At 64.5% G+C, this 23,792-nt stretch carries 21 protein-coding genes, 1 tRNA gene and 1 riboswitch; of the genes, 10 read left to right on the top strand and 12 right to left on the bottom strand.

Annotated elements, in window-relative coordinates:
- Nucleotides 1–219 precede the first annotated feature (219 nt).
- The 5 genes from C935_RS0110055 (at nucleotide 220) to C935_RS0110035 (ending at nucleotide 5,877) form a co-directional block, all read left to right on the top strand.
- Entirely contained in the window at nucleotides 220–1,137 is a 918-nt protein-coding gene (locus tag C935_RS0110055) for an HPP family protein (RefSeq protein ID WP_018862375.1), read from the top strand.
- A gap of 63 nt (nucleotides 1,138–1,200) precedes the next feature.
- Nucleotides 1,201–1,277, top strand: a tRNA-Arg gene (locus C935_RS0110050).
- Nucleotides 1,278–1,458: 181 nt separating this feature from the next.
- Nucleotides 1,459–1,696, top strand: a riboswitch (cobalamin riboswitch).
- A 186-nt stretch (nucleotides 1,697–1,882) separates the two neighbouring features.
- Nucleotides 1,883–4,012 (top strand): TonB-dependent siderophore receptor, encoded by a 2,130-nt coding sequence (locus tag C935_RS0110045; RefSeq protein ID WP_231372841.1) that lies wholly within the window; start codon nucleotides 1,883–1,885, stop codon nucleotides 4,010–4,012.
- On the top strand, nucleotides 4,012–5,487 hold the full coding sequence (locus C935_RS0110040; RefSeq protein ID WP_018862373.1) for a PepSY-associated TM helix domain-containing protein: 1,476 nt from the start codon (nucleotides 4,012–4,014) through the stop codon (nucleotides 5,485–5,487). Before C935_RS0110045 ends, C935_RS0110040 begins: the two co-directional genes overlap by 1 nt.
- A 60-nt stretch (nucleotides 5,488–5,547) precedes the next feature.
- Nucleotides 5,548–5,877, top strand: a complete 330-nt coding sequence (locus C935_RS0110035; protein WP_018862372.1) for a hypothetical protein — start codon at nucleotides 5,548–5,550, stop codon at nucleotides 5,875–5,877.
- 11 nt (nucleotides 5,878–5,888) lie between these two features.
- On the opposite strand, the gene C935_RS0110030 is transcribed toward C935_RS0110035, so the two are convergent.
- Entirely contained in the window at nucleotides 5,889–6,575 is a 687-nt protein-coding gene (locus C935_RS0110030; RefSeq protein ID WP_026278758.1) for an arylesterase, read from the bottom strand.
- Between C935_RS0110030 and C935_RS0110025 the strand changes: the two genes are divergently transcribed.
- Together C935_RS0110025 and C935_RS0110020 are read left to right on the top strand one after the other, a co-directional pair.
- The gene (locus C935_RS0110025) at nucleotides 6,574–7,284 is read left to right on the top strand and encodes an ABC transporter ATP-binding protein (RefSeq protein WP_026278757.1); all 711 of its coding nucleotides are present in this window, start codon (nucleotides 6,574–6,576) and stop codon (nucleotides 7,282–7,284) included. The genes C935_RS0110030 and C935_RS0110025 overlap by 2 nt on opposite strands.
- Nucleotides 7,281–9,803, top strand: a complete 2,523-nt coding sequence (locus C935_RS0110020; RefSeq protein WP_018862369.1) for an ABC transporter permease — start codon at nucleotides 7,281–7,283, stop codon at nucleotides 9,801–9,803. The genes C935_RS0110025 and C935_RS0110020 overlap by 4 nt, the downstream gene beginning before the upstream one ends.
- 32 nt (nucleotides 9,804–9,835) lie before the next feature.
- On the opposite strand, the gene C935_RS0110015 is transcribed toward C935_RS0110020, so the two are convergent.
- Nucleotides 9,836–10,717, bottom strand: coding sequence for an undecaprenyl-diphosphate phosphatase (locus C935_RS0110015; protein WP_018862368.1), 882 nt, complete (start codon nucleotides 10,715–10,717; stop codon nucleotides 9,836–9,838).
- Between the two features lie 258 nt (nucleotides 10,718–10,975).
- Between C935_RS0110015 and C935_RS0110010 the strand changes: the two genes are divergently transcribed.
- Nucleotides 10,976–11,407: an Rrf2 family transcriptional regulator gene (locus tag C935_RS0110010; protein WP_018862367.1), complete on the top strand. Its 432-nt coding sequence runs from the start codon at nucleotides 10,976–10,978 to the stop codon at nucleotides 11,405–11,407.
- 24 nt (nucleotides 11,408–11,431) lie between these two features.
- Entirely contained in the window at nucleotides 11,432–13,099 is a 1,668-nt protein-coding gene (locus C935_RS0110005) for an ExeM/NucH family extracellular endonuclease (RefSeq protein WP_018868306.1), read from the top strand.
- On the opposite strand, the gene C935_RS0110000 is transcribed toward C935_RS0110005, so the two are convergent.
- The 10 genes from C935_RS0110000 to C935_RS0109955 all read right to left on the bottom strand — a co-directional run bounded on the left by C935_RS0110000 (nucleotide 13,096) and on the right by C935_RS0109955 (nucleotide 21,410).
- The gene (locus tag C935_RS0110000; RefSeq protein WP_018862365.1) at nucleotides 13,096–14,034 is read right to left on the bottom strand and encodes a mechanosensitive ion channel family protein; all 939 of its coding nucleotides are present in this window, start codon (nucleotides 14,032–14,034) and stop codon (nucleotides 13,096–13,098) included. The genes C935_RS0110005 and C935_RS0110000 overlap by 4 nt on opposite strands.
- A 9-nt stretch (nucleotides 14,035–14,043) precedes the next feature.
- Nucleotides 14,044–14,850, bottom strand: a complete 807-nt coding sequence (locus C935_RS0109995; RefSeq protein ID WP_018862364.1) for a hypothetical protein — start codon at nucleotides 14,848–14,850, stop codon at nucleotides 14,044–14,046.
- Nucleotides 14,851–14,917: 67 nt separating this feature from the next.
- Nucleotides 14,918–16,003, bottom strand: coding sequence for a PA0069 family radical SAM protein (locus C935_RS0109990; RefSeq protein WP_018862363.1), 1,086 nt, complete (start codon nucleotides 16,001–16,003; stop codon nucleotides 14,918–14,920).
- Nucleotides 16,004–16,101: 98 nt separating this feature from the next.
- The gene (locus C935_RS0109985; protein WP_018862362.1) at nucleotides 16,102–16,593 is read right to left on the bottom strand and encodes an O-acetyl-ADP-ribose deacetylase; all 492 of its coding nucleotides are present in this window, start codon (nucleotides 16,591–16,593) and stop codon (nucleotides 16,102–16,104) included.
- Nucleotides 16,594–16,600: 7 nt separating this feature from the next.
- The gene (locus tag C935_RS0109980) at nucleotides 16,601–17,065 is read right to left on the bottom strand and encodes a hypothetical protein (RefSeq protein ID WP_018862361.1); all 465 of its coding nucleotides are present in this window, start codon (nucleotides 17,063–17,065) and stop codon (nucleotides 16,601–16,603) included.
- A gap of 123 nt (nucleotides 17,066–17,188) precedes the next feature.
- The gene (pyrC, locus tag C935_RS0109975; RefSeq protein WP_018862360.1) at nucleotides 17,189–18,226 is read right to left on the bottom strand and encodes a dihydroorotase; all 1,038 of its coding nucleotides are present in this window, start codon (nucleotides 18,224–18,226) and stop codon (nucleotides 17,189–17,191) included.
- Nucleotides 18,227–18,278: 52 nt separating this feature from the next.
- The gene (locus C935_RS0109970; RefSeq protein ID WP_018862359.1) at nucleotides 18,279–18,488 is read right to left on the bottom strand and encodes a DUF167 domain-containing protein; all 210 of its coding nucleotides are present in this window, start codon (nucleotides 18,486–18,488) and stop codon (nucleotides 18,279–18,281) included.
- A gap of 183 nt (nucleotides 18,489–18,671) precedes the next feature.
- Nucleotides 18,672–19,418 (bottom strand): class I SAM-dependent methyltransferase, encoded by a 747-nt coding sequence (locus C935_RS0109965; RefSeq protein WP_018862358.1) that lies wholly within the window; start codon nucleotides 19,416–19,418, stop codon nucleotides 18,672–18,674.
- Between the two features lie 73 nt (nucleotides 19,419–19,491).
- Nucleotides 19,492–20,385 carry a hypothetical protein gene (locus tag C935_RS0109960; RefSeq protein ID WP_018862357.1) on the bottom strand — a complete coding sequence of 298 codons (894 nt, stop codon included), beginning with the start codon at nucleotides 20,383–20,385 and terminating at the stop codon, nucleotides 19,492–19,494.
- 164 nt (nucleotides 20,386–20,549) lie between these two features.
- Nucleotides 20,550–21,410: an alpha/beta hydrolase gene (locus tag C935_RS0109955; protein WP_018862356.1), complete on the bottom strand. Its 861-nt coding sequence runs from the start codon at nucleotides 21,408–21,410 to the stop codon at nucleotides 20,550–20,552.
- 118 nt (nucleotides 21,411–21,528) lie between these two features.
- Between C935_RS0109955 and C935_RS0109950 the strand changes: the two genes are divergently transcribed.
- Entirely contained in the window at nucleotides 21,529–23,742 is a 2,214-nt protein-coding gene (locus C935_RS0109950) for a bifunctional (p)ppGpp synthetase/guanosine-3',5'-bis(diphosphate) 3'-pyrophosphohydrolase (protein WP_018862355.1), read from the top strand.
- The last annotated feature ends 50 nt before the right edge of the window (nucleotides 23,743–23,792 follow it).

Here is a 23,792-nt window from a genome sequence, read left to right as displayed (position 1 = left end):
AGCGGGTAGTGGTTCTACCCGCAAGCGGCGCAACGCAGGATCGGGGAACAGGGGGCACCAACCCCACAAGCCATTGAAAGCAGGGGCTCGGCCGCTTTTGCGCGGGAACGGCGTTGCGGCTCCTTTGTGCAGAATGACTGCACGGCAGTCACCGCGCCTTGTTCCCACGCAAAAGCGACTCGAGCGCGGACGCGCGATTAAATCAGCGTCTCCCTAGACATGCGCATCGGACGCGACCTCTTTCTCGGCGACTTTCTCGACACCACCAACCACAAGGACAAGCTGATCGCTCTGGTGGGCGCGGTGATCGGGCTGTACCTTTCACTGGAAGTCGCGGCTTCCGTTACCGAGAGCGGGATCAATGGCCTCATCCTGGCCTCTCTGGGGGCGACCGCGGTCCTGCTCTTCGCCGCACCTCGGGCCGCGCTTTCGCAACCCTGGAATGTGCTCGGTGGCCACGCGATTGCTGCCATGGTCGGGGTCGCCGTTCGACACGCGGTGGATCACCCGCTAGTAGCGGCCGCGCTCGCGGTCGGTCTCACTGTCTATGCGATGTACTACCTGCGCTGCCTGCACCCTCCCGGGGGTGCAACGGCGTTGTATGCCGTGATCGGCGGCGCCTCGGTCGAAGAACTGGGCCTACTGTTCATCCTGCACCCGGTCCTCTCCAGTGTGGCCGTCATGTTGCTGGTCGCGGTCGCGATCAACTACCCGTTTCCCTGGCGCCGCTATCCGGCCGCCCTGGCGCGACTGAGCGAGCCCTCGCCTACAGACCCATCCGGCGCACTGGAGCGCTCGGGCATGAGCCAGGCCGATCTGGAGCACGCGATGCGCGATCTCAATCTGTACCTCGACCTGACCGAAGACGACCTTGCGCGTCTGTATCTCCTGGCGCGGCGTCATCACGAGCACCCGGATGCCATCGAGCTCGACGACATTCAGTCCGGGCAGTGCTACAGCAATGGTGCGCAGGACGGCGCCTGGAGTGTACGCAAGGTCCTCGCACGGGACGATGGTCAGGTCACGTATCGCGTGATCAGCGGCGCAGGCGTACCCGAGGAAGGCCACTGCCCCGTCGCGGACTTTGTCGCCTGGGCACACCACCGCGTGGATGCACGCGAATGGCCGTCGCAGTAGCCACTTCGAGGCCCCGCCCCTTTGGCGCGAATCCTGCCGCGCGCTTATACTCGCGACGCGATTGTCTCCGTAGCTCAGCTGGATAGAGCAGCCCCCTCCTAAGGGGCAGGTCGCAGGTTCGAATCCTGCCGGGGACACCATTTTCTTGACCTTCCCCCCAACGTCGCATCTCGATCCCCCACTGCGTCGAGTCTTTTTTGTCATTCGACAAAACCCGATCGCAATGCCTGACGTCACGGCAAAATTACATGAACACAGCTCGCTCATTGTGTTTGGGGCTGCTCACGCCATTCTTTGAACCCGACACTGTATTGCACTAACATCCAAGCCTCGCTCTCGGGTGCCCCTTGGCCATTCAGGTCAAGGTGTTAAACGGGAACCCGGTGAGGTGGTTGTGTTTACAGCAAGCGCCAAACCCGGGACTGCCCCCGCAACGGTGAGCGTGTAGAGACAGGCCAATTAGTGCCACTGCGGTCCCAGCCCGTGGGAAGGCGGCCTGCCTGGGTGAACCTGCGCCCGCACGCGAGTCCGGATACCGGCCCGACGAGTAAGGCCTCGCCACACCTGTGGCTCGGCCGGCCGTCTGGTGGTGCGTGGGGCACAACCGACGAGGAACAGATGGACTCGGTCCAGGCCTTGTCACGTCCGCACGGTTCCGATTTATCGAGAACCCTGTGCTGTTTTGCGCTTCCTCGTATTGCTCCCGCTCAACTGGTCAATGAACCCGTGAAGGAGCACATGCAACATGAGCACGACGCATCTCGGCACTATCAAGCCGTGTCACCGCCTGAAATACATCACTTTCGCGATGACGGTGGGACTAGCTAGCGCCCCGCAGATGGCTCCCGCTGACGAAACTCGTTTGTCGACTGTGTTGGTCGAGGCGGACCGATACAGTAGCGAACTGAACCTGGATGATTCTGCACCCACGGCAAGCCGTCTGGGTATCACGCTCGACGAACTCCCGGCCAGTGCAACGATCATAGACGCGGAAGAGCAACTTGCTCGTGGCGTCCGCAACACTCGAGAGGCTGTAGAAGCTGCAGGAGGTTTCTCTGGAGGAAACCCACCAGGTGCGCCGGCCTCATTCTCGAGCCGGGGATTCACCGGAAACGACATCACCATTCTGTACGACGGAGTGCGAGTCGCCGAACCAAGCATGTTCGCCCGCCCTGGTAGCAACTGGATGTACGACCGCGTCGAGGTCCTGCGCGGGCCGGCATCGGTCCTCCATGGTGAGGGGGCAATTGCCGGAGCCATAAACTACGTGCCGCGCCGGCCGGATCCGGACCGGACCTCCGGGGATCTGCTGCTGGGTGCCGGCTCGTTTGGCGAGAATCGGATTGGCGCTGGCATCGGTGGCCCGACCGATATCGACGGTCTCTCGTATCGTATCGATGGCAGCATCCTGACTCGCGATGGCGAGACCGACCGCACAGGGGAGCACTACGAGAACCTGAGTGCATCCCTGCGGTATGACGCGTCCGACCGACTGCAATTCACGCTTTCCGGTGAATGGATGCGCGATGACATTGAGGCTAATTTTGGTTTGCCTGTCATCGATGGCGGTATCGACGATCGAACAATCGGCAACAACTACAACGTCTCCGACGCCGAGATGGACATGGAAGGCTACTGGGTCCGCTTCGATACCGACTTTGCCGCTACCGACCGGCTTACTTTCCGCAATCAAGTCTACGTCCACGAGGCTAAACGCAACTGGAAGAACATCGAGGCCTATAGCTACGACCCCGAGAACGACGCCATTGAACGTTCAGTTCCGATCCAGATTGCTCATGATCAGGCCCTTGTGGGAAACCGCTTGGAAGCGATTCATGAACACACCCTCTTCGGTCTTCCTCACCGCGTCAGCGTAGGCGCCGAGGTGAGTCGAAATCGCTTCGAACACCACAACAACTCGCCCTACGCTGGACAGGACCGTGTAGACGTACACAATCCCGATCCGGGGCTGTATTTTTCGGACTCCCCGTTCGAACCTGGCATCCGTACGGTCAACCAGCGCTACGCAATCTTCGGCGAAAACCGGCTTGTGTTGGGCGGCGGCGTCAGCGTGATTGGGGGGCTGCGCCATGAACTGATCCGGCTGGATGGCGAGAACCTTCGCGAGAGCGAACGTACAGTTGAACATTACCGCCCGACCACCGGGCGTGTGGGGATTGTCTGGGACTTGCCAGCGGGTTTTACGGCATACGGCCAGTATGCAACCGGCGCCAAGCCCGTCGGCAGCACCGTGACCTTTTCCCCGGGGGCCGAAGGTAACCGCCTGGAGCGATCACGCTCTGTCGAAGCCGGACTTCGACAGAGGACCTGGGACGATCGACTGGAGTGGAGCTTGGCTTTCTACGACATCGCCAAGCGCAATCTCACTACCGAAGTCGCTGGAAATCCGGACGAGCAACGCCAGATCGGGCGTCAAGAATCGCGAGGCGCAGAGCTAACGCTCGCCATCCGTCCGTCGCGGCACTGGCGTTTACAAGCTGACGGGACCGTGCTAAACGCCGAGTTTGCCGACTATCGAGCAGGTGGAGAAAGCTTCGACGGCAACACACCGCCCAACGTGCCGGAACGCCTGGCAAACCTGCGTGCAGAATGGTTCGCAACTGACCGCCTTACTCTGGAGACCAATGCCCGTTATGTCGGTCCGCGAACAGGTGATGACGCGAACACCATCGAAATACCCTCCTACACACTATTAGGAGCTGCTGCCACATGGCATTTTCGAGAGTTTGACCTGACTCTAAGAGGTCGCAATCTAACCAATGAGCAACATGTAACGTGGAGTTCTTTTGGTGGCTCTCAATGGATTCTCGGCGAATCTCGCAGTCTTGAGTTAACCCTTAGCATGCAGTTCTGATGTTCGCCCGGCGCAGTATCTACCTGGCGCATCGCTACCTGGGGATCGCTCTTGGTTTGCTTATGGCCATGTGGTTTACCTCGGGCATGGTGCTCATGTACGTGGGCTACCCTTCACTTTCGCAGGACGAACGACTCTCCGGCTTGCCAAAACTAACGAAGCTTGATGATCTGCTCTCACCCGGTGAGGTGGTGGCCGGCCATGGTCCTATCGACGAGCTTCGCCTCAACAATGCGGGGGGGCGTCCCGTTTACCACATTCGCGACGGAAACGGACGGCGTAGCATCGACGCGCGGACTGGCGACCCGGTGTTGATGTCTGAAGAAATCCTTAATAGAACGGTGCGGCACCATTTGGGCGACAGTGTTGTGGCTGCCACCCTAATATCCGTGGACCAATGGACTGTCCCCAACCGGTTCGACACGCACCGGCCATTGATCCGAGCAAAAACGGACGACGATGCAGGGACATGGATTTATGTCTCCTCTCGTACCGGGGAAGTGGTGCAGTCCGCGACGCGCGCGGAGCGTCGATGGAACTGGGTGGGATCGGTGGTGCACTGGATCTACCCCTGGCAACTTCGCCAGCACCCCGAGATGTGGCGCCAGACTGTCATTTGGCTTTCCGTCCCCGCTTTGCTCCTGGTGGTCACGGGTGTTGTGATCGGCATCTGGCGGCTTCGGCTGCGACGGCGCTACAAGAACAACTGGATAACACCCTATCAGGGCTGGCAACGCTGGCATCACCTGCTGGGCATTACCTGCGCATTGTTCGTCTTTACCTTTATGTTGAGTGGCTTGCTATCGATGAATCCGGGGCAGATTTTTTCCTCGGCCAACCCGACCAAGGAGCTGGAAAAGGCCTGGCAGGGCGGGAAAATCCTCGGCACCACCAAGCTGGCGGGCATGCCACCTGGCGAATTTCTGGACCGTGACGATGATGTTCGCGAAATCGAGTGGCGGCGTCATGCCGACACTCCCCTCATCTTGCTGCACACCACTAGCGAAACGCGAGCCTTGCGCGCCAATGGGAAACCGGCCACATTCACCGACGTACGTCTGGAAGAACACGCCAACCAGGTTCTTCCCGGGGCATCTGTCCTAGAGGTTAAACGCCTTTCGGAACGCGACGCCTACTACTACGCCCGACGTAACGAACGGCCGTTTCCGGTGCTGCGCATTACCTTGGACGACGCCGATCGAACGGCGCTGTACGTCGATCCAGAAATTGGATCAATCGAATCCATTATCGATGACAAAGGACGATGGCGCCGGTGGTCATACAATGCCCTGCACAGCCTGGATATTCCTGTGTTGTGGGAAAACCGTCCTCTATGGGACATAACCATGCTGTCTCTTTCCCTGGCAGGTCTCGGCTTTAGTCTGACCGGCGTCGTGATTGGCTGGAGAAGACTCAACGGAGAGGAACGCACCAAGCGTCGGCCCAGAGGCAAGGACATCCGGGCCAAAAGTTAGCGAGACCGTTGTTTGCCCTACGGGCTGGCATCGTTCTGAAAAGCGCCGTAAGGTAAGCCAATGGCGACGCTCAGCACGGAACAGGCCGAACGACTGGTCGAGCTCCTGGCACCGTTGATCGGGGTGCAGGGGGAGGTGGACGGCCGCATGGTGGAACTGGTCGAGGTCCTCGACGAAGGCCCCCGCGGCGAGCCGGGTGTCGCGTTGATGGAGACCGGCCTGGACCGCCCAATTCAGGCCAATCAGTACGGCGACCCGCTGTCACGACATTCGCTCATCCGCACCCTGCCGCTGCTGTCCGAGGTCGAATCCGATGTCCATCCGGTGCTGCGCCAACTCCTCCCCGAGGATGTACTGGCGGATCTGCGCCGGGCGCTAGGGAAGCACTGATCGGTGTTTCCCTAGGAGACTGAAGCTGCGTCGTCCAGACAGGCCTCGATCCCGCGTATCATGGGCTCCAGGTGGGGCCACACGGCATCCAGCATGTAGGGCTGTGCCTCGGGCGTCGGATGGATTCCGTCATCCATGATCATGCCGTCGCGAAAGGCGACCTCGTGCAGAAAGAACGGCTCGAACACCAGTCCGCGTTCCCGTGCCAGATCCGCGAACACCGCCTCGAAGCGCTGGCTGTATTGGGGGCCATAATTCGGCGGGATACGGATCCCGAGCAACAGCGTCTGAGCACCCGTCGCGTCGATCGCCTCCAGCATCGCCTCCAGGTTCTCGCGCATGGCCCGTGGCGATAGCCCGCGCAGGCCGTCATTGCCGCCCAGGGCCAAAATCACGAGATCGGGACTCTCGCGCTCCAGGACCTCCGGCAGGCGCTCACGTCCCCCGGCCGTGGTCTCGCCACTAATCGAGGCATTCGCGATGCGCCAGGGGTGGTTGCGGTTGCCCAGGCGCTCTTCCAGCAGCCCCACCCAGCCTTCGGCGTCGCTCATTCCATAGGCCGAACTCAGGGAGTCGCCGAACACCAGCATTTTCGCGTGCTCTTTCCCTGAATTTTCCGCGCTGATGGAATTCGCAAGACCAAGCGGACTCCATAGCAACGCGAGCCACGCAAACACCATCAGGGAATAACGCCACATGGATGCATCCTCATCATCGGTTCTGGAAGCCCGAGACCTGCAACAGCGGATCGCCGGTCCCAGCGGTGTACTGGATATTCTGCAAGGAGTAACACTTGCGGTTCACGCCGGCGAGACGGTCGCCATACTCGGCGCATCGGGCTCGGGAAAATCGACGTTGCTTGGGCTTCTTGCAGGTCTGGACGCTCCAACGGCCGGAGAAGTTCGCCTGCTGGGGCAAACCATCAGCGAACTGGACGAGGACGGCCGAGCGGCCCTGCGCGCCGGGCGCGTTGGCTTCGTGTTCCAGTCATTTCAGCTACTCCCGGCACTAACTGCGTTCGAGAACGTACTGTTGCCGCTGGAACTGAACCCCGAACATGAGAGGCGCTCGCAGGCCGATATCTCCGCCTGGGCCCGCGACGCCCTGCAACGCGTGGGACTGAGCGAACGCGAAGCCCACTACCCGTACCAGCTCTCGGGAGGTGAACAACAACGCGTCGCCATCGCCCGCGCGATCGTGGATCGTCCGGCGGTATTGTTCGCGGACGAGCCCACCGGCAACCTCGACGGACAGACCGGCGGTCGCATCATCGAGCTGCTGTTCAGCCTGGCCCGACAACCGGATGACCATGACCAGCGCACCGCACTGATCCTGGTGACACACGACGCCGATCTGGCGCAGCAATGCGACCGCATCCTCCATATCCAGGACGGCGTGCTGGCATGACGTGGCTTGCTGGACGCGGGAGTCCGCGCGAATGGATTCGCGGTACCTGGCGCGAGTGGCGCAGCGCCGAACTGCGCGTGCTGGCTGCGGCGCTGGTCGTCGCGGTGGCAGCGGTCGCGGCGGTCGGATTCTTTACCGACCGCGTGGATCGCGGCATGGCGCAGCAGGCGACGCTGTTGCTGGGTGGGGACATGGCCGTCGTCGGCGACCAGCCGATCCCGGAGGACTGGATCGCAGAGGCCCAACGCCGAGACCTGCAGACCGCACGCACGGCCGCCCTGCCCAGCGTGCTGTTTACCCCCGAGGACGACTCCCGCCTATCCGCGCTGCGGGCGGTGGATCGTGACTGGCCGCTTCTCGGAGAAGCCCTCGTCCGGAGCAACCCGGACGCAGAACCCCAGCCACGCACGCAGGGTCCTGAATCTGGTACGGCCTGGCTGGAAGGCGCCCTGCTGCAAGCCCTGGAGTTGGAGATCGGCGATACGGTCGAGGTCGGCGAACTGGAACTGGAAGTGGCCGGCGAGATCACCCGCGAGCCGGACCGCGGCAGCGCCCTGCTGGATATAGCGCCCCGGCTAATGCTTGCCTATGAAGACCTGGGGGTCAGTGGGCTGATTGGGCCCGGCAGCCGCGTGCGCTACGAACTCTTCGTGACCGGCCCGGCGGCCCAGATCGAAAACTACCGCGACTGGATCGAGGAACGCCTGGAGCCAGGCCAGCGCCTGCGCGGTCTCGATGACGCCAACCCGGAGCTGCAGGTCGCCATCGAGCGCGCCGAGCGCTTCCTCGGGCTGGCCTCTCTGATGGCGGTCCTGCTAGCCGGTGCGGCAATTGCGGTCGCCGCTCATCATTTCGCCCAGCGTCGCGCCGATTCCGCCGCCATAATGCGCGCGCTGGGGGCCAGCGGGCGCCGGGTGCTCAAACTGTATTTTGGCCATGTCCTGATGATTGCCCTGTTGGCAAGCGGCCTGGGCTTGGTCATCGGCTTTGCCGCGCAGTTCGTACTCTCCGCACTGCTCGGCGAGTGGCTGGCGGGCGACCTGCCTCCGCCGGGGTTGCGCCCGGTGGCCGCCGGGCTCGGCGTGGGTCTGATCACCGCGATCGGCTTCGCCCTGCCCGCGTTGCTACGCATCGGCCAGGTGTCGCCCCTGCGCGTACTGCGGCGTGATCTGGGGCTCCCGCCCGCGTCCGTCTGGCTGTCGGGGCTGCTGGCCCTGCTGGCCTTCGGTGCGCTGTTGTACTGGCAGGCGGCCGACCCACGCCTGGCCGCCTGGGTCCTGCTGGGGACTGCGGGCGCGCTGATCGTGCTCGGGGCACTGGGCCTGCTGTTGGTGCTCGCGTTGCGACCACTGCGCAACCACGGGGGCATGGCCATGCGCTTTGGTCTCGCCAACCTCTCCCGCCGCGGCGGCCTGAGCGCCGTGCAGCTGGTCGCCTTCAGCATCGGCATCCTCGCGCTTCTGCTGCTGGCGATCGTGCGCGTGGACCTGCTCTCGGCCTGGGATGCAAGCATCCCCGAAGACGCCCCGAACCAGTTCTTCGTCAATATCCAGCCCGGGCAGGAAGAGGCGTTCGCTGACCGGATCGAGGCCTCCGGGCTCGAACGCCCGCAAATGGATCCGATGATTCGCGGCCGCCTGATCGCGATCAACGACCAGCCGGTCCAGCCCGATGACTTTGAGGACGACCAGACCCGGCGCCTGGTGGACCGAGAGTTTAACCTCTCCTACGCGGAAGAACCGCCGGAGCATAACCGCGTGGTGGAAGGCCACTGGTTCCACCACGGCCCGACCGGCGAGGCCGCGGACGGTGCCTGGTCGGTCGAGGCCGGACTGATGGAGCGTTTTGGTCTGGAGATCGGCGACAGCCTGACCTTTCGGGTCGCCGGGCAGCCCGTGCGCGGTGTCATCGCCAACGTACGCGAGGTCGACTGGGACAGCTTCCGGGTCAACTTCTTTGTCATCGGCCCACCCGCCCTGCTGGGCGAGCAGCCGCGCACCTACATCACTGCACTGCATGTGCCCGAAGGTATGGGCGCAGAGCAGAACCGCTGGCTGCGGGAGTTTCCGGCCATCTCCGCGATTGATGTCGGCGCGATCCTCGAACAGGTCCGGGACGTGATGGATCAGGCCACGCGGGCTGTGGAGTATGTGTTCCTGTTTACGCTGCTCGCAGGCCTGACCGTGCTGTTCGCCGCCGTGCAAGCCACGCGCGACGTGAGGCGACGCGAAACCGCCCTGTTGCGCACGCTGGGGGCACGACGCCACCACATCCGTCGCGCGCTGCTGGCCGAGTTCGGGAGCCTGGGCTTTCTGGCCGGCCTGCTCGCGGCCATCATCGCCACCGCCGTGGGGGCCCTGCTGGCCTGGCAGGTGTTCGAATTCGACTACCGCATCAACCCGATGACATTCGTCTTCGGGATCGCCGGGGGCACCCTGGGAATCGCGCTTGCCGGCTGGCTGGGCACTCGCAGCGTTCTGCGACAGGCGCCACTCGAGGTCCTGCGTGGCCCCGAGTGATGCGCCAGACGGCCCACTTCAGGAAACCCCGATCAGTGACCGTACATGATGTCGACGTCGAGGAAGCCGAACAGCACCAGGGCCGCCAGCGCCCAGACATAGAAGGAAAAGACCTTCAGTCGCGCGCGATAGAGGAAGAACAGCACCATCTTCAGGGAGACCACCCCGACCACCGCGGAGACCACGAACCCCACGATCAGTGGCGTCCATCCGAGTTCACCCAATCCGTTTCCATTGGTCCAGACGTCCAGCGACTGGACGGCGGTTGCCGCCAGGATGGTCGGGATCGCGAGAAAGAAACTGTATTCCGCCGCCCAGCGCCGCTTGAGGCCCGAGAACAGGGCAAAGGTGATGGTCATGCCGCTGCGGCTCAGCCCGGGGACCAGTGCGAAGCCCTGGGCCACACCAATGACCGTGGCAATCTTCGGCCCCAGCTTGCGCAGACCCAACGGGCGGCGACTGAGACGGTCCGTCCACCACAACAGGATGCCCGTCAGCGTGAGTGTGCCGGCGATCAGCGTCGGGTTGGCGAACACGTGCTCGAAGCTCGCCTTCAGCGTAAAGCCGATCACGGCCGTCGCGAAAACCGACAGCCCGCAAAGCAATGCGAGGCGCAGGAACAGCATCTCGCGGCCCGCGCTTCCGCCCGCCGAGGCCCATTGCCAGCTCTCGCGGGCGATCCCGCCGCTCAGGCGCCAGAGACTCTGGCGGAATACATAGACAATCGACACCAGCGTGCCGACATGCACCACCAGGTCGAACAGAATCATCTCCGGGCTTTCCGGCGGCGGCAGCGGTTCGCCACTAAGGATCAGCCAGTGCTGGGTGAGCACCAGGTGCGCGGTCGAGCTGACCGGCAAGAACATGAAGATTCCCTGCACAACACCGAGCAGGGTGGCAACCCAAACTGTCATTCCGATTCCGGTTTTGTCCCAAAGGCGCGCGCAGTATACGGAAACGGCCCGGAAAACGTTGCTACGAGGTTCGCGGAGCGGGGCTCGGTTTCATGCACCCAGCCTGCTTGTTTTTCCACCAGCACGGCTTTATCGTGCCATTAGACATTCACATAGCCGCATATTTGGCAGCCGGCCAACCGAACCTGTTTGCGCGCACGCGCCCGCGGGACCTGGCGAGCGCCGATGAGGCCTGCAATCCGCCAACGAGCCACCTCAATGCAACTAACCCGCTTCACGGACTTCTCCCTGCGCGTCCTGATGTACCTGACAGTCAAACCCAACGACCAGCGTGTCACGGTAACCGAGATCTCCGAACGCTTTGGCATCCCGCGCAACCACCTCGTCAAGATCGTCCACCAGCTGGGCCAGAAAGGCTATCTGGTTACCCGCCGCGGCAAGGGTGGCGGCATCTCGCTCGCACGCGACCCCGAAGCAATCAACATCGGGGCGGTCATCCGTGACATGGAACCCAACCTCAACGTCGTCGATTGCGAAAACCCGATGTGCCCTATTCTGCCTGGCTGCCAGTTGCGCGGGGTACTGGACGACGCACGCGACGCCTTCCTCGCCGTGCTCGACCAGTACAGCATCCGCGACGTGACGCAGTCACCCGATCACTTGCGATCCCTGCTACGCTTTAGCGCCTGAGTCAGCCATCCCGAGGACGCCGCCATGGATCGGCACGTTCCGTCCCATCGCCGCGCACCGCTCTCCGCCGTGCCGGTGCTCTTCGCAACTCTTCTGGCCGCGCCCGTCGCTCAAGCGCTAGCCCCGACGTGTCCGTTCGATGCGGCCAGCCTGACGACCGAGGACTTGCTCGACGATCCACCATCAGACGGTACATCCGTCGTGCTGGAGGGTATCGTCACTGGCGTCTTCATGGACGCTGACGAGCTGGGCGGCTTTTATCTCCAGGATGACGAACCCGACACGCCGACCGGGCTGTTCGTCTACGCCCCGCACCACGACCCGGTAACGCCGGGCGATCGCCTGCGCGTCCAGGGCCGTTTTGGCCATCACCACGGTCGCCCCCAGCTGGCCCGTATCGACGGCATCGAGGCTTGCGGCAGCGGTCGGCTGCCCGAGGCGGTGACGCTCGAGCTCCCACGCGACGCCCAGCGACTTTCGGACTTCGAAGACGTACGCGTGCGCTTTGATCAGACGTTGACCGTAACCGGGCACCATGAGCTTGAGCGTTATGGCAGCCTGAAGCTCTCCGCCGACGGGCGCCTGTGGCACCCGGGGCAGACGGGCGCATTCGACGACCACGACCATGTCGAACGCCGCATCGTGCTGGACGATGGCAGCTACCGCGCCCGCCCGGACCCCATCCCCTATCTGGACGATGAGGGGACACGTCGCGTCGGGAGCCAGGTCACAGGCCTGACCGGCATCCTGACGCATGCCTTCGATGCCCACCGCCTGCACCCGACCGAACCGCCTCAGTGGGAGGGGGGCACTCGCCCAGACGTGCCCGAGCCGGTCACAGGCGGCGCACTGCGCATCGTTACTGCCAACATGGAGAACGACTTTGTCACGTTGGGCGAACGCGGCGCGGCCAGTCGTGCCGAGCGCGAGCGGCAGGAGGCCAAGCTGAATGCCGCCCTGCTTCCCCTGAAAGCAGACCTGATTACGACAATCGAACTGGAAAACCGACCCGCCGCCCGCGAACGCCTGATCGAGCGCCTGAATCAGCACGGCGACATCCCCTACGAGGCCATCCGGCATCCGGCGCCCGGTACCGACGCCATCAAGGTGGGCATTACCTACCGCCCCGATCGGCTGGAACTGCTGGATGTCGTCGCCGACGAAGACCGGGTCCACCACCGTCCGCCGCTACTCGCGTGGTTCGGCACACCGGACGGCGCCCCCCTGTTCGGGGTGGTAGCGGTACATTTCAAGGCCAAGGTCGGCTGTCCGTCCAGCGGCGACGTGGATCGTGGACAGGGCTGCTGGAACGAGCGGCGCACGGCCCAGGCCGAACGCCTGGCGCAGTGGATCGAGCGGGAGCGTCGTGACGGACTGCCCGTGATCATTGCCGGCGATCTGAACGCCTATGCCGCCGAGGATCCATTACGTGTATTGCGCGAGGCGGGCAAGCGCGATCTGGTTTATGCCGAGCCCGACCAGGCCTACAGCTATGTCTTTCGCGGACAGTCCGGCCAACTGGACTACCTGCTCGGCCCAGCGGGAATCGCCGAACGTATCAGGGACGCCGGCTCATGGGGGATCAACGCCGACGAGCCGGCCTTTCTGGGATTCGATGGGAGCCAACCCGCCGAGGGACCATGGCGCGCCTCCGACCACGACCCGGTCTGGCTGAACCTGTGGGTCGACTAGTCGCGCGTCGGGAGTTGCTCTGACGCTCCTGCGTCGGCCTCCGGCTCCGTGGCCTCCTCGTCGATCTTCTCGGCGGCCTCCGTCTCCTCGTCGCTCAGGTTGTCCTGGATCAGGCGCACGGGGATCGGCCCGCCATCGATATGGCTCAGGGTGCGCTGCGGGAACGGGATCTCGATACCGGCCTCGTCCAGTGCGGCCTTCACCTGCATGTGCATGCTGTTGCGCAGATCCAGGAATTTCTCGCGCCGCGCCCATACGGACAGTTGAATCTTTAGCGCGGAATCCCCGTATTCGAGGAAGATGAACAGCGGCTTGGGCTCCTCCAGGCAGACCGGGTTGCGGTCCGCCACGCCCATCAGGATGTCGCGCAGCGCCTTCAGGTCGGTGCGATAGGCGACCCCGATCTGCATGTCCAGGCGACGGATCGGGAAGCGCGTCATGTTGGTGATCTGCGACTTCACCAGGCTCTCGTTCGGAACCCGCACCAGCAGGTTGTCGAAGGTGCGCAGCTTCACCGACAGCAGATCGATGGACAGCACCTCGCCCGTCGCATCCCCCACCTTGATGATGTCGCCCACCGAGAAGGGCCGCTCGCCGATCAGGAACAGCCCCGAGATCAGGTTGGACGCCGAGGTCTGCGAGGCAAAGCCCAGGGCCACCGTCAGGATACCCGCCGCCCCCAGCAGCACGGTGAGATCGAAACCCAGCTCGCGGAGCCCGGAGACGACTGCCAGGACGATGATGATGTAGAAGCTGATACGGCGCATCAGCATGATCTGCTGGGCATCCATGTGCCGCCCAAAGGCCCGCGTCAGATTGCGCGAAACCAGCCGCGCCAGAATCAAACCGACAATGATGTACAGCGAGGCCCGCAGCGCGGCGAGAAAACCGTCGCTGGTCAGAAAATCCATGGTGCCTTGCATCCAGCCGTCCATCCTGTGTTCCTATTGAAACAGGGCGCTGAACGCCCGCACCATCACATGCCGCCCGCCAACCTCGCGCGGCTCGGCGATCCGCTCCGCCCCCTCGGCCTCGGCGGGCGGGCCGGCGTCGATCTTCATCGCCGCCATGTCCTTGTCTTCCTCGCGCTCCATGCGTACCGCCGGGGTCCACAAGCGGTTGTGGCGGTCGGCATATACCGGGAGGCGCGGCACAGGAAGATTCACACGCTCAAGGAACAGCGCATCCACCGCCTTGTTGTGAATCGTCAGTGGCGTGACCACGCGATGCGGGCGCTCGGGGACATCCTCCAGGGCCAGCCGCGCCTGGGTGCGCGTGGCATAGCACAGCTCCCCCTCGACCGTGTTGGGCCCAAACCAGGTGTCCGAGGGTGCGTAAACAGGGAATTCGTGGGCTCGCGCATCGCCCAGATAGAACTGGACCCAGGCGGGCGAACTGAGAAACAGCGTGACCCGGCCCTGGGCAGGCACGTAGAAGGGATTTTCGGGCCGGCTGACCATCGGTCGATCGGCCAGCGCAATGCGCAGCTCCGGCTGTGTGTCGCCGGTGGCACCGGCAAAGCGCAGACGCTCGGAGAGCGATTCGGGCCATTCGGCGTCGGTCGGTACGTCGATATCCAGCGTCGCATCGGCGGCATCTCGCGGCCGATCCAGGCCCAGGCGCCATTCCGCCGGTGTATGTTCAAGCCAGATATCCAGTGGCCCGACGGACCAGCGCCCGATACGTCCCTGTGGCAACGACCAGCTCCCCCACCAGGTCGGTCGCTTCCCTGTCTTGTCCTTGTCGGTCATCCCTGCGGGTGTCCTGTGTCCGGTACCGATGTGCTCCGTGCCCACTGTAGCGCACTCAAGCGTATTCCTAGAATAGGTCCAGCTGCGGACCGCGCTCGGTCTGTGGCGCGGCGGGCGGACGAAAGCGCGTGGTATCCAGATCCGCAAGGCGCCCGGCCAGACCCGCCCGGCGCCGGGCCATCCGAAAGCGCTGACGCAGCAATGCGGCATAGGGTCCGGCGCCCACCATGCGGTGCCCGAAAGTCGAGTCATACAGTCGGCCCCCATGCGCCTCGCGCAGGCGCTGCAGCACATGATCCGCTTTCAGCGGGTGGTGCGTGCGCAGCCAGTCCTCGAACAGCGGCGCCACCTCCCGCGGCAGACGCAGCAACACGTATCCGGCACTGGTTGCCCCGGCCTCGCGCGCCGCATCCAGCAACGACTCCACCTCCCCGTCGGTCAGCACCGGGATCAGGGGTGCGACCAGCACCGCCACCGGTATTCCGGCCTCGCTCAGCCGCCGAATGGTCTCCAGACGACGCTGAGGAGCGGCGGCACGCGGTTCCAGGTGGCGCGACAGTGCCCGGTCCAGCGTGGTCACGGAGATCGCCACCTGCACCAGCCCCTGCTCCGCCATGGGTCCCAGCAGATCCAGGTCCCGCTCCACCAGCGCGGACTTCGTCACGATGGAGACCGGATGACGCGCCTCTGCCAGCACCTCCAGGATCTCGCGGGTGATCCGCCACTCGCGCTCCACCGGCTGGTAGGCATCCGTATTAATACCCAGCGCCAGCGGCGTCACGCGATGCGCGGGTCGTGCCAGTTCGCGGCGCAGGCAGTCCGCCGCGCCGACCTTGGCGAACAGCCGGCTCTCGAAGTCCAGCCCCGGAGAGAGCCCGACATAGGCATGCGCCGGCCGCGCGAAACAGTACGCGCAGCCGTGTTCACAACCCCGGTAGGGGTTCAGGGACAGTTCGAACGGGACATCCGGCGACTGGTTCCAGGACAGCACCTTGCGTGGGTGTTCCGGCGTCACCTCGGTCCGCAGCGGCCGGGGCTCCTCGTCGTCGCCCACCCAGCCATCATCAAACGCTTCGCGGTGGGTGGTCTCGAAGCGCGCCAGGGGCTGGATCGTCGCGCCGCGGCCACGAACCGGTCCATCGCGCTGGTTCATCGGCGCAGGTCGTCAAGGGAAGCACTGATCCATGTACACGCTCGCGCCCGAGCGCGCCCGTGTACATCAATCGGTGCATCCCTGGAAGACAGCATGCGTCAATGTCCCAGCCGTTCGCGGTAGACATCCGCATCGGCCGCACTGAATGCGCAGACCAGCAGACGGCGAAACTGGTCCTCCTGCGCACGCAGCTGTTCCAGCGCGATGCCCGCCGCGCGGTCCTTCGGAAAGCGGTAGACACCCGTGCTGATCAGGGGAAAGGCCACCTCGCGCAGGCCATATTCGATCGCCAGTTCCAGGCTTGCGCGGTAGCAGGCGGCCAGCAGCGTGTCCTCGCCCGCCTGGCCGCCCTGCCACACGGGGCCGACGGTGTGGATCACGTATTCGGCTGGGAGGCGAAACCCGGGGGTGATGCGCGCCTCGCCCGTAGGACAGCCCCCAATGGCTCGGGTTACCTCCAGGAGCTCGGGGCCGGCGGCGCGATGAATGGCCCCGTCGACACCGCCACCGCCCAGAAGGCTCTCGTTGGCGGCGTTAACGATCGCATCCACCTCCAGGGTGGTGATGTCGTCCTGTACGACCGAGATCATCGCGGGCCTACGCCGGCACCATCCAGAGGGTGAGCGACAACAGGATGGCGGTCATGCTCAGGCCGATCACCGGCAGCATCATGATCCCCGCCAGCGGCTCGCGCCGAAACAGCCGGAACGCCATCCCGATGAGCGTCAGGGCCCAGCCGAAAGCAACGAAAAACGCAAGCGCAAAGATCTCGTTGCTCCACAGCACGATCAGGGCCACCGGAAGCGCCAGGTTCAGAAACACCACCCCCAGCTCCTGCGAGCCGGCGGCGCGCCCTGCTGTCAGCGCGTAGCCATAGGCGGCCCAGACCATGACCATGCCAAACGCCAGTGCGCCCGCGGCCGGTGACTCCAGCGGGGCACGCAGGATCGCCGCGCCATGCGGCTCCAGGCCGACGCCCAGCGCAATGATCAGCAGGGCCACACCCACACTGATCAGTAGCCAGAACCACAGGGTTCCGCGTTGTACATCCGGTTCGGTCATGTGCCCTCCCTGGGGTAGGAAATGGAAACGCCATACAAACATTGTCTGTACTACCGGGGACCACCGGGACGGCTTGAGGTTCGACCCGGCCACGATCGGTGCCGGGTCAGTCACGTCGAAGGATCAGTACCGAGCCAACTGCCAGGCAACCGTCTCGCCCGCGCGCAGGGGCACACCCGGGTCATGGCCAAACAGCACGGCCTCCGGCACGGTCCAGTCGACCCGTTCCAGCGTGATGCTGTCGGTATTGCGCGGCAGGCGGTAGAAATCCGGGCCGTGGAAGCTGGCGAAGGCCTCCAGCTTGTCCAGCGCGTCCACCGAGGCGAAGGCCTCGGCATAGAACTCGATCGCGGCGTGGGCCGAGTAGATGCCCGCGCAGCCACAGGCGGACTCCTTCGCATGCCGCGGGTGCGGTGCGCTGTCCGTCCCGAGGAAGAAGCGTGGGTGTCCGCTGGTGGCCGCACGCAGCAGTGTCTGGCGATGGCGTTCGCGCTTCAGGACCGGCAGGCAGTAGTGATGCGGCCGGATGCCGCCGGCGAACAGCGCATTGCGATTGTACAGAAGGTGCTGCGGGGTGATGGTCGCCGCGATGTTCTCGGGGCCCGATTCGACAAACTCCACCCCCGATTCGGTCGTGGTGTGCTCCAGCACCACGCGCAGCTCCGGGAACTCTCGGATCAGCGGCTGCAGGTGGCGCTCGATAAACACCGCCTCGCGGTCGAAAATGTCGACCTCCGGATCGGTCACCTCGCCGTGCACCAGGAGCGGCAGATCGACCCGCTGCATGGCCTCGAATACGGGATAGCAACGCCGGATATCGGCGACCCCGCTGGCCGCATTGGTCGTAGCCCCCGCCGGATACAGTTTCACCCCGTGGATGAACCCGCTGGCCTTGGCGGCCTCGATCATCCCGGGCGTCGTTGCCTCGGTCAGATAAAGCGTCATCAGCGGCTCGAAGTCCGCCTCCTCCGGCAAGGCGGCGAGGATGCGCTCGCGATACTCGGCCGCCGCCTCCACCGTCGTCACCGGCGGCTTGAGGTTCGGCATGATGATCGCGCGGCGAAAACGCCGGGCGGTATCCGGCAGCACGCTGCCCAGCACGTCACCATCACGCAGGTGCAGGTGCCAGTCGTCGGGTCGGGTAATGGTTAGTCGATGCATCGGGTCGGACTCGTCTCGAGGCGCTACCGCCCACTACCGGCGAGAGCGCTTGTTACGGTGAGTTGGATGGTAACGCGCGGCGCAGATCCGCCTCGCTGTAACCCTCGATCGCCACGGTCTTGTCTCGCCCGGTCACGCCCGCCACCACGCTCACGTCCCGGGGCGGGCAACCCAGCGTCTTTGCCAGCAAAGCACAAACGGCCTCGTTCGCGCGGCCCTTTTCTGGCGGGGCCTGAACCTGCAGTTTGAGGATATCGCCCATCCACGGGCCGAGCCCCTGCTTTCAATGGCTTGTGGGGTTGGTGCCCCCTGTTCCCCGATCCTGCGTTGCGCCGCTTGCGGGTAGAACCACTACCCGCTACACGACGCGCCTTGTCTCGGAAAACAGGGGGCACCAACGCGGACGTGCGATTAAATCAGCGTCTCCTTAACCGGGCCACAAGTCCTATTCCGCCGGCCGGGTCGCCCGATAGGCGCTGAAAACGCCGAGTTGCACTTCACGCTCGACGTCGCGAAAGCCGACATCCTCCAGCACGCCCATGATTCTCTCCGGCGGCACGCACTCGTTGATCGTGTCCCAGAAATAGCGCATCAGGAGGTGGCCATCCGGGTCGCGCGTCAGCAGACGACTGAGAAACGGGATGAAGTCGCGGAAATAGAACCGCGCCATCTTGAACTGGCGCTCGGTGCTGGGGCGGGAGACCTCCAGGATCATGCAGCGGCCGCCGGGCTTGAGTACGCGGAAGTACTCGCCAAACAGCTCGTGCAGGTCGCGCACATGGCGCAGGCCGTAGCCCATGTAAACGCGGTCGAACTGCTTGTCCGGTAGCGGGAGTTGCTCGCCCAGGCCCTCGATAAAACGCGCCTTGATCGAGCGCCGGGCCACGTCGATCATGCCACGGCTGGGATCGACACAGGTGATGTTCTCGTCACCGACCACCTTGCGCACCTCGCGCGCCACCGGGCCCGTGCCCGTCGCGACATCCAGGATGTCCATGCCGGGCTTCAGGCCGGACTTCTTCAGCGCGTAGCGGCGATATGCCTGCCCGGTGCCGAGAAAGCCCCAGCGCAAAATACGGTCGTAATGCGGCGCCGTCCGGTCGAACAGGTCGTCGACAAACGCCCGCTTTTCCGACTCGTCGCCGTAATAGTCCTTCAGCACCGGATGCGGTTCATAGCCCGTATCACTCATCAAAGCCCCCCATTTTTTCGTGTGCTGCGTGCCGACCCCCGCGTGACTGTACACAGCGAGCGACCCCAAACGGCTACCCCTCGCGGTACAGCCCTTCGATCTCCACCAAAAGCTCGCTGCGGCAGATGTCGCCATGCAGGATCAGTACGTCTACGTCGTCGCCCAGACACTGGCGCAGATGACGCCACGCTCGCGCGCCGTCCGCGCGATGGCGCAGATAGACCTTCAGCATCGAGAGCTCGCCTGGATCGCGCAGGGCCACGGAGCCCTCCTCGGAGGCCGCCTCCAGCAGCACGCCAATGTTGCGCAGACTCTCGTCAATCTGTGCCTCGAGATCACCGGCATGCCGACTCTCGTGACCCACAATGCTTGCCGTGCCGGAGATGAACAGCTCCGCAGCCCCGCCCGCTTCCTGACTCATCCGTGCGCGCGCGAACGACGGGCTGCGCGGGCCGTACTGCCGCGGATAGCGAAATGCACTGACCTGACGCGGATTCTCGATGCGCAGCGTGGTCTCGCGCATGGCGATGAAATAGATCAGCATGCCGTCGACATGCGTGCCGATAGCCGTCGCTGCCGGCAAGTGCCGCTCGAAATCCGGCAGCGCCTCGAACACCCGAGCGCGCCCGGCACAAAAGCTGCGATAACGCTCTTGGCCGTGCAACTCCTGGTTGATCTCGGGGAAGTAGTTCCAGGCGCGCACCAGATGCCCAAAGCCTCGCTGCTGGCAGGCCTCGAGAATGGCGTGATAGGCGTGCTCGGTGATCGCCTCGGGATCCTCGTCGGCACCATGCGCCCTATACCAGCAGCCCACGAGCCGGTCGCCCGCTTGCGCCAGCATCAGGTCAGCAATCTGTTCGGTGCGTACGGCCCCCGCCGCATACCAGAGCTCGGGCGCCACCTCACTGCCTTCCGGGATCTCCAGCGGCTCGAGACCCAGGGCGATGTCGATACCATCGGGACGCAAAGTAGCGCCGGTAGCGCCCCCAAAACGCAGCGTCAGGATTGGCGCGGCATCCCGGCCTTCCTGTCGTCCGATCGCGAGCCCCGGAGGGCCAAGTTCAAGTTGAGGCATTCATGCGTCCATGCGGTTCGAGGCAGGCACAAAAGCAGGAGATTTTATCACCACGCCTATCCCTCGTCCCCTTCTTCCGACCGCTCCGGCGGACGCAGCTCCAGACCCGCGTCTTCCAGAAACTCGCGCAGACCTTCGGTATAGCGGGGCCCCGTGGCGCGGAACGCGTCGTTATGGCCACCGTCCATTTTCATCAAGCGCGCGCCGTCGCCACTCGCCTCCAGCAGGCGCTCGGAGTGCGCAAACGGCACGATCTCGTCATCGCGCGCATGCGCCAGTAGCAGTGGCGCCTCGATCGCCCCAACCCGCCCCAGCACGTCATATTCATGCCGGATCAGGGCGCGCACGGGCAGCCAGGGATAGATCTCCGCTCCCAGGTCGGCCGCCGAGGTGAATGCCGCCTCCAGGATCACCGCCGCAGGATTCTTCGTTTCCGCCAGCCGCGCCGCCACGGCGGCGCCCAGAGAGCGACCGAACAGCACGATTTCGTCGGGTTCGTACTCCAGGTGTTCGCGCAGCCAGTTCCAGGCCGCGCGGGCGTCCTGATGGGTCCCCTCCTCGTCCGGGCGACCCTGGCTCTGGCCGTACCCACGGTAGTCGATGATCAGCACGGCCAGCCCCAGATGGTGGAACTGCTCGAGTGACTCCAGGCGGTGCCCGATGTTGCCCGCATTGCCATGCAGGAACAGCAGGACGGGCGCATCGTCCGCCGGCCCCGGCAGATACCACCCGTGCAACTGGACACCGTCCTCGGTCTCCAGCGCCACATCCTCGTACTCCAGACCGATGTTCGAGGGATTACCGATTACATTGCTGCTCGGCATGTAGATCAGCCGGTCCTGTGTCAGATAGACCAGACCCACAATCAGGGCATATCCGACCAACAGAACGAGGACCAGCTTGATAAGGTTCAGCATGCCCTGATCGTGACCGGGCATCGGTGCGAAGGCAAGCCAAACCCGACACCCGTCACACAAGTTGCCGTCAATCGCGGCCTTGGCCCCAGGTAAGCCTGACGTACAATACGCATTCACCATGCGCCACTCGCTACTCACCAACACCGACCTGCAGGGCCTGGACCGCGACCAGCTGGTGGCGCACTTTGCAGGGCCCAACGGCGATTCGACGTCATCCGACGCACTGACAGACGCGCTGGCCATGGCGCTGGCTTCGGTGGACACCTCGAGTCTCGAAGCGCACCCCCTGGACGTTGCCGAGATCCTGCGCCAACTGAACGTGGATCGGCAGACGATCACCGCCGTCCTTCTGGTCAGCGCGTATCTCGCCCGACAGGTCAACGAACACTCCCTCAAGGAACGCTTTGGCGACTCCATCGCACGTTTGACGGTCAACGTGGCCACGCTGGTGAGCCGTCGTTTCGAGGCCCCGGCAGGGCGTCCGGAACAGGCCGAACGCCTGCGCCGCATGCTGATGGCGATGGTCGACGACGTGCGCGCGGTGCTGATCAAACTCGCCTATCGGGTGCAGCACCTGCGCCTGGCCGTCAAGGAGCCGGACGACGGCGCTCGCGTACTCGCACAGGAAACCCTTGACGTGATCGCCCCGCTGGCGAACCGTCTGGGCGTAGGTCAGCTGAAATGGGAGATGGAAGACCTCGCTCTGCGCATCCTCGAACCCGAGACCTACCGCGAGATCGCCAAGGGGCTGGAGGAAAACCGCACCGAGCGCGAGACCTATATCGAGCGCTTCGCCCATAGCCTGCGCGACCGGCTGGCCGAAGCCGGTATCCGGGCGCGGGTATTCGGACGGCCGAAGCACATCTACAGCATCTGGAAAAAGCTGCAGCGCAAGCAGACCTCGCTGGACGAGCTCTACGACCTGCGCGCCACCCGCGTAATCGTCGACGAGCTCGCCACCTGCTACACCGTACTCGGCATCGTGCACAACGACTGGCGCCACCTGCCCAGCGAGTTCGACGACTACATCGCCAACCCCAAGGACAACGGCTACCAGTCACTGCACACCGCCGTGGTCGGTCCCGAGGGCAAGGTCGTCGAGGTGCAGATCCGCACCCGCGAGATGGACGACTTCGCCGAGCTCGGGGTCGCCGCGCACTGGCGCTACAAGGAGGGCGGGCGCGAGGACCAGGCACTCAACCGGGCGATCAGCAGCCTACGGCAACTGCTGGAGGCCACCGACAACTCGGATCAGAACCTGCTCGACGAGATCCAGAGCGAGCCACTGCACCAGCGCGTATTCGTGCTCACGCCCCAGGGCGAGGTGATGGACCTGACCCAGGGCGCCACGCCACTGGATTTCGCCTACGCCGTGCACACCGAGGTCGGCCACCGCTGCCGGGGGGCCAAGGTGGACGGGCATATCGTACCGCTCACCTACAAGCTTAAGTCCGGCGAACGCGTCGAGGTGCTGACCACCCGTGAGGGCGCCCCCAGTCGCGACTGGCTCAATCCCAATCTCGGCTATCTGAACACCGCCCGCGCCCGCTCCAAGGTGCGCACCTGGTTCCGCCAGCAGCACCAGGACGAACACCTGGCCACCGGCAAGCACCTGCTCGACCGCGAATGCCAGCGCCTGGGCTGCGGCACCGACCTGGACCGCAGCGCCCTCGCCGAAGCCATGAAGTTTCAGACCTTCGACGAACTGCTGATCGCGCTGGGCGCTGGCGATATCACCACGAACCAGATTGCCGGGCGCATCTCCCAACAGCTGCGCGAGCAGCGCCAGGCAGAGAAAAGCCGTACCGAAGAAGCCGCCCCACCCCGGCCGGCCGAACCCCGCCGGGAAGGCCGCATCCAGGACGACGAGATCCGCATCCGCGGCGTCGGCGGACTGCTGACCACCCGCGCGCGCTGCTGCAACCCGCAAACGGGCGACTCGATCGTCGGCTTCATCACCCGCGGCGCCGGCGTCTCCGTCCACCGCAGCGACTGCGTCAACATCCTGCGCATGCCGGAGGAAAAGCGCGGCCGCCTGATTCCCGTATCCTGGGGCGACGAACCCGAACGCGAACCCATCACCCTCGAGCTCGAGGCCCACGACCGCGCCGGCCTGCTGGGCGAAGTCGGCAACGCCTTCTCCGCCAGCGGCATCAACCTGCTGCGCGTAAGCACCCGCACCGACCCCAACGACCGCAGCGTGCACATGGAACTCGAAGCCGAAATCACGGACCTCGGCGAACTCAGCACCCTGTTCGACCGCCTGCAATCCCTCGGCAGCGTCCAGTCCGTCCGCCGCATCCCCAGCCCTGGGGACGCTGCGAAGCCGTAGCCACCCCGGCTGTTTCGCGGCATCGGGCAGCGCGCTGCGCGATTACCACG

Origin of the sequence: Thioalkalivibrio sp. ALJ3 (assembly GCF_000377205.1) — a bacterium.
Taxonomy (GTDB): Bacteria; Pseudomonadota; Gammaproteobacteria; order Ectothiorhodospirales; family Ectothiorhodospiraceae; genus Thioalkalivibrio.
The sequence above is the reverse complement of the archived record's forward strand: the minus strand, read 5'-3'. Positions and strand labels throughout refer to the sequence as shown.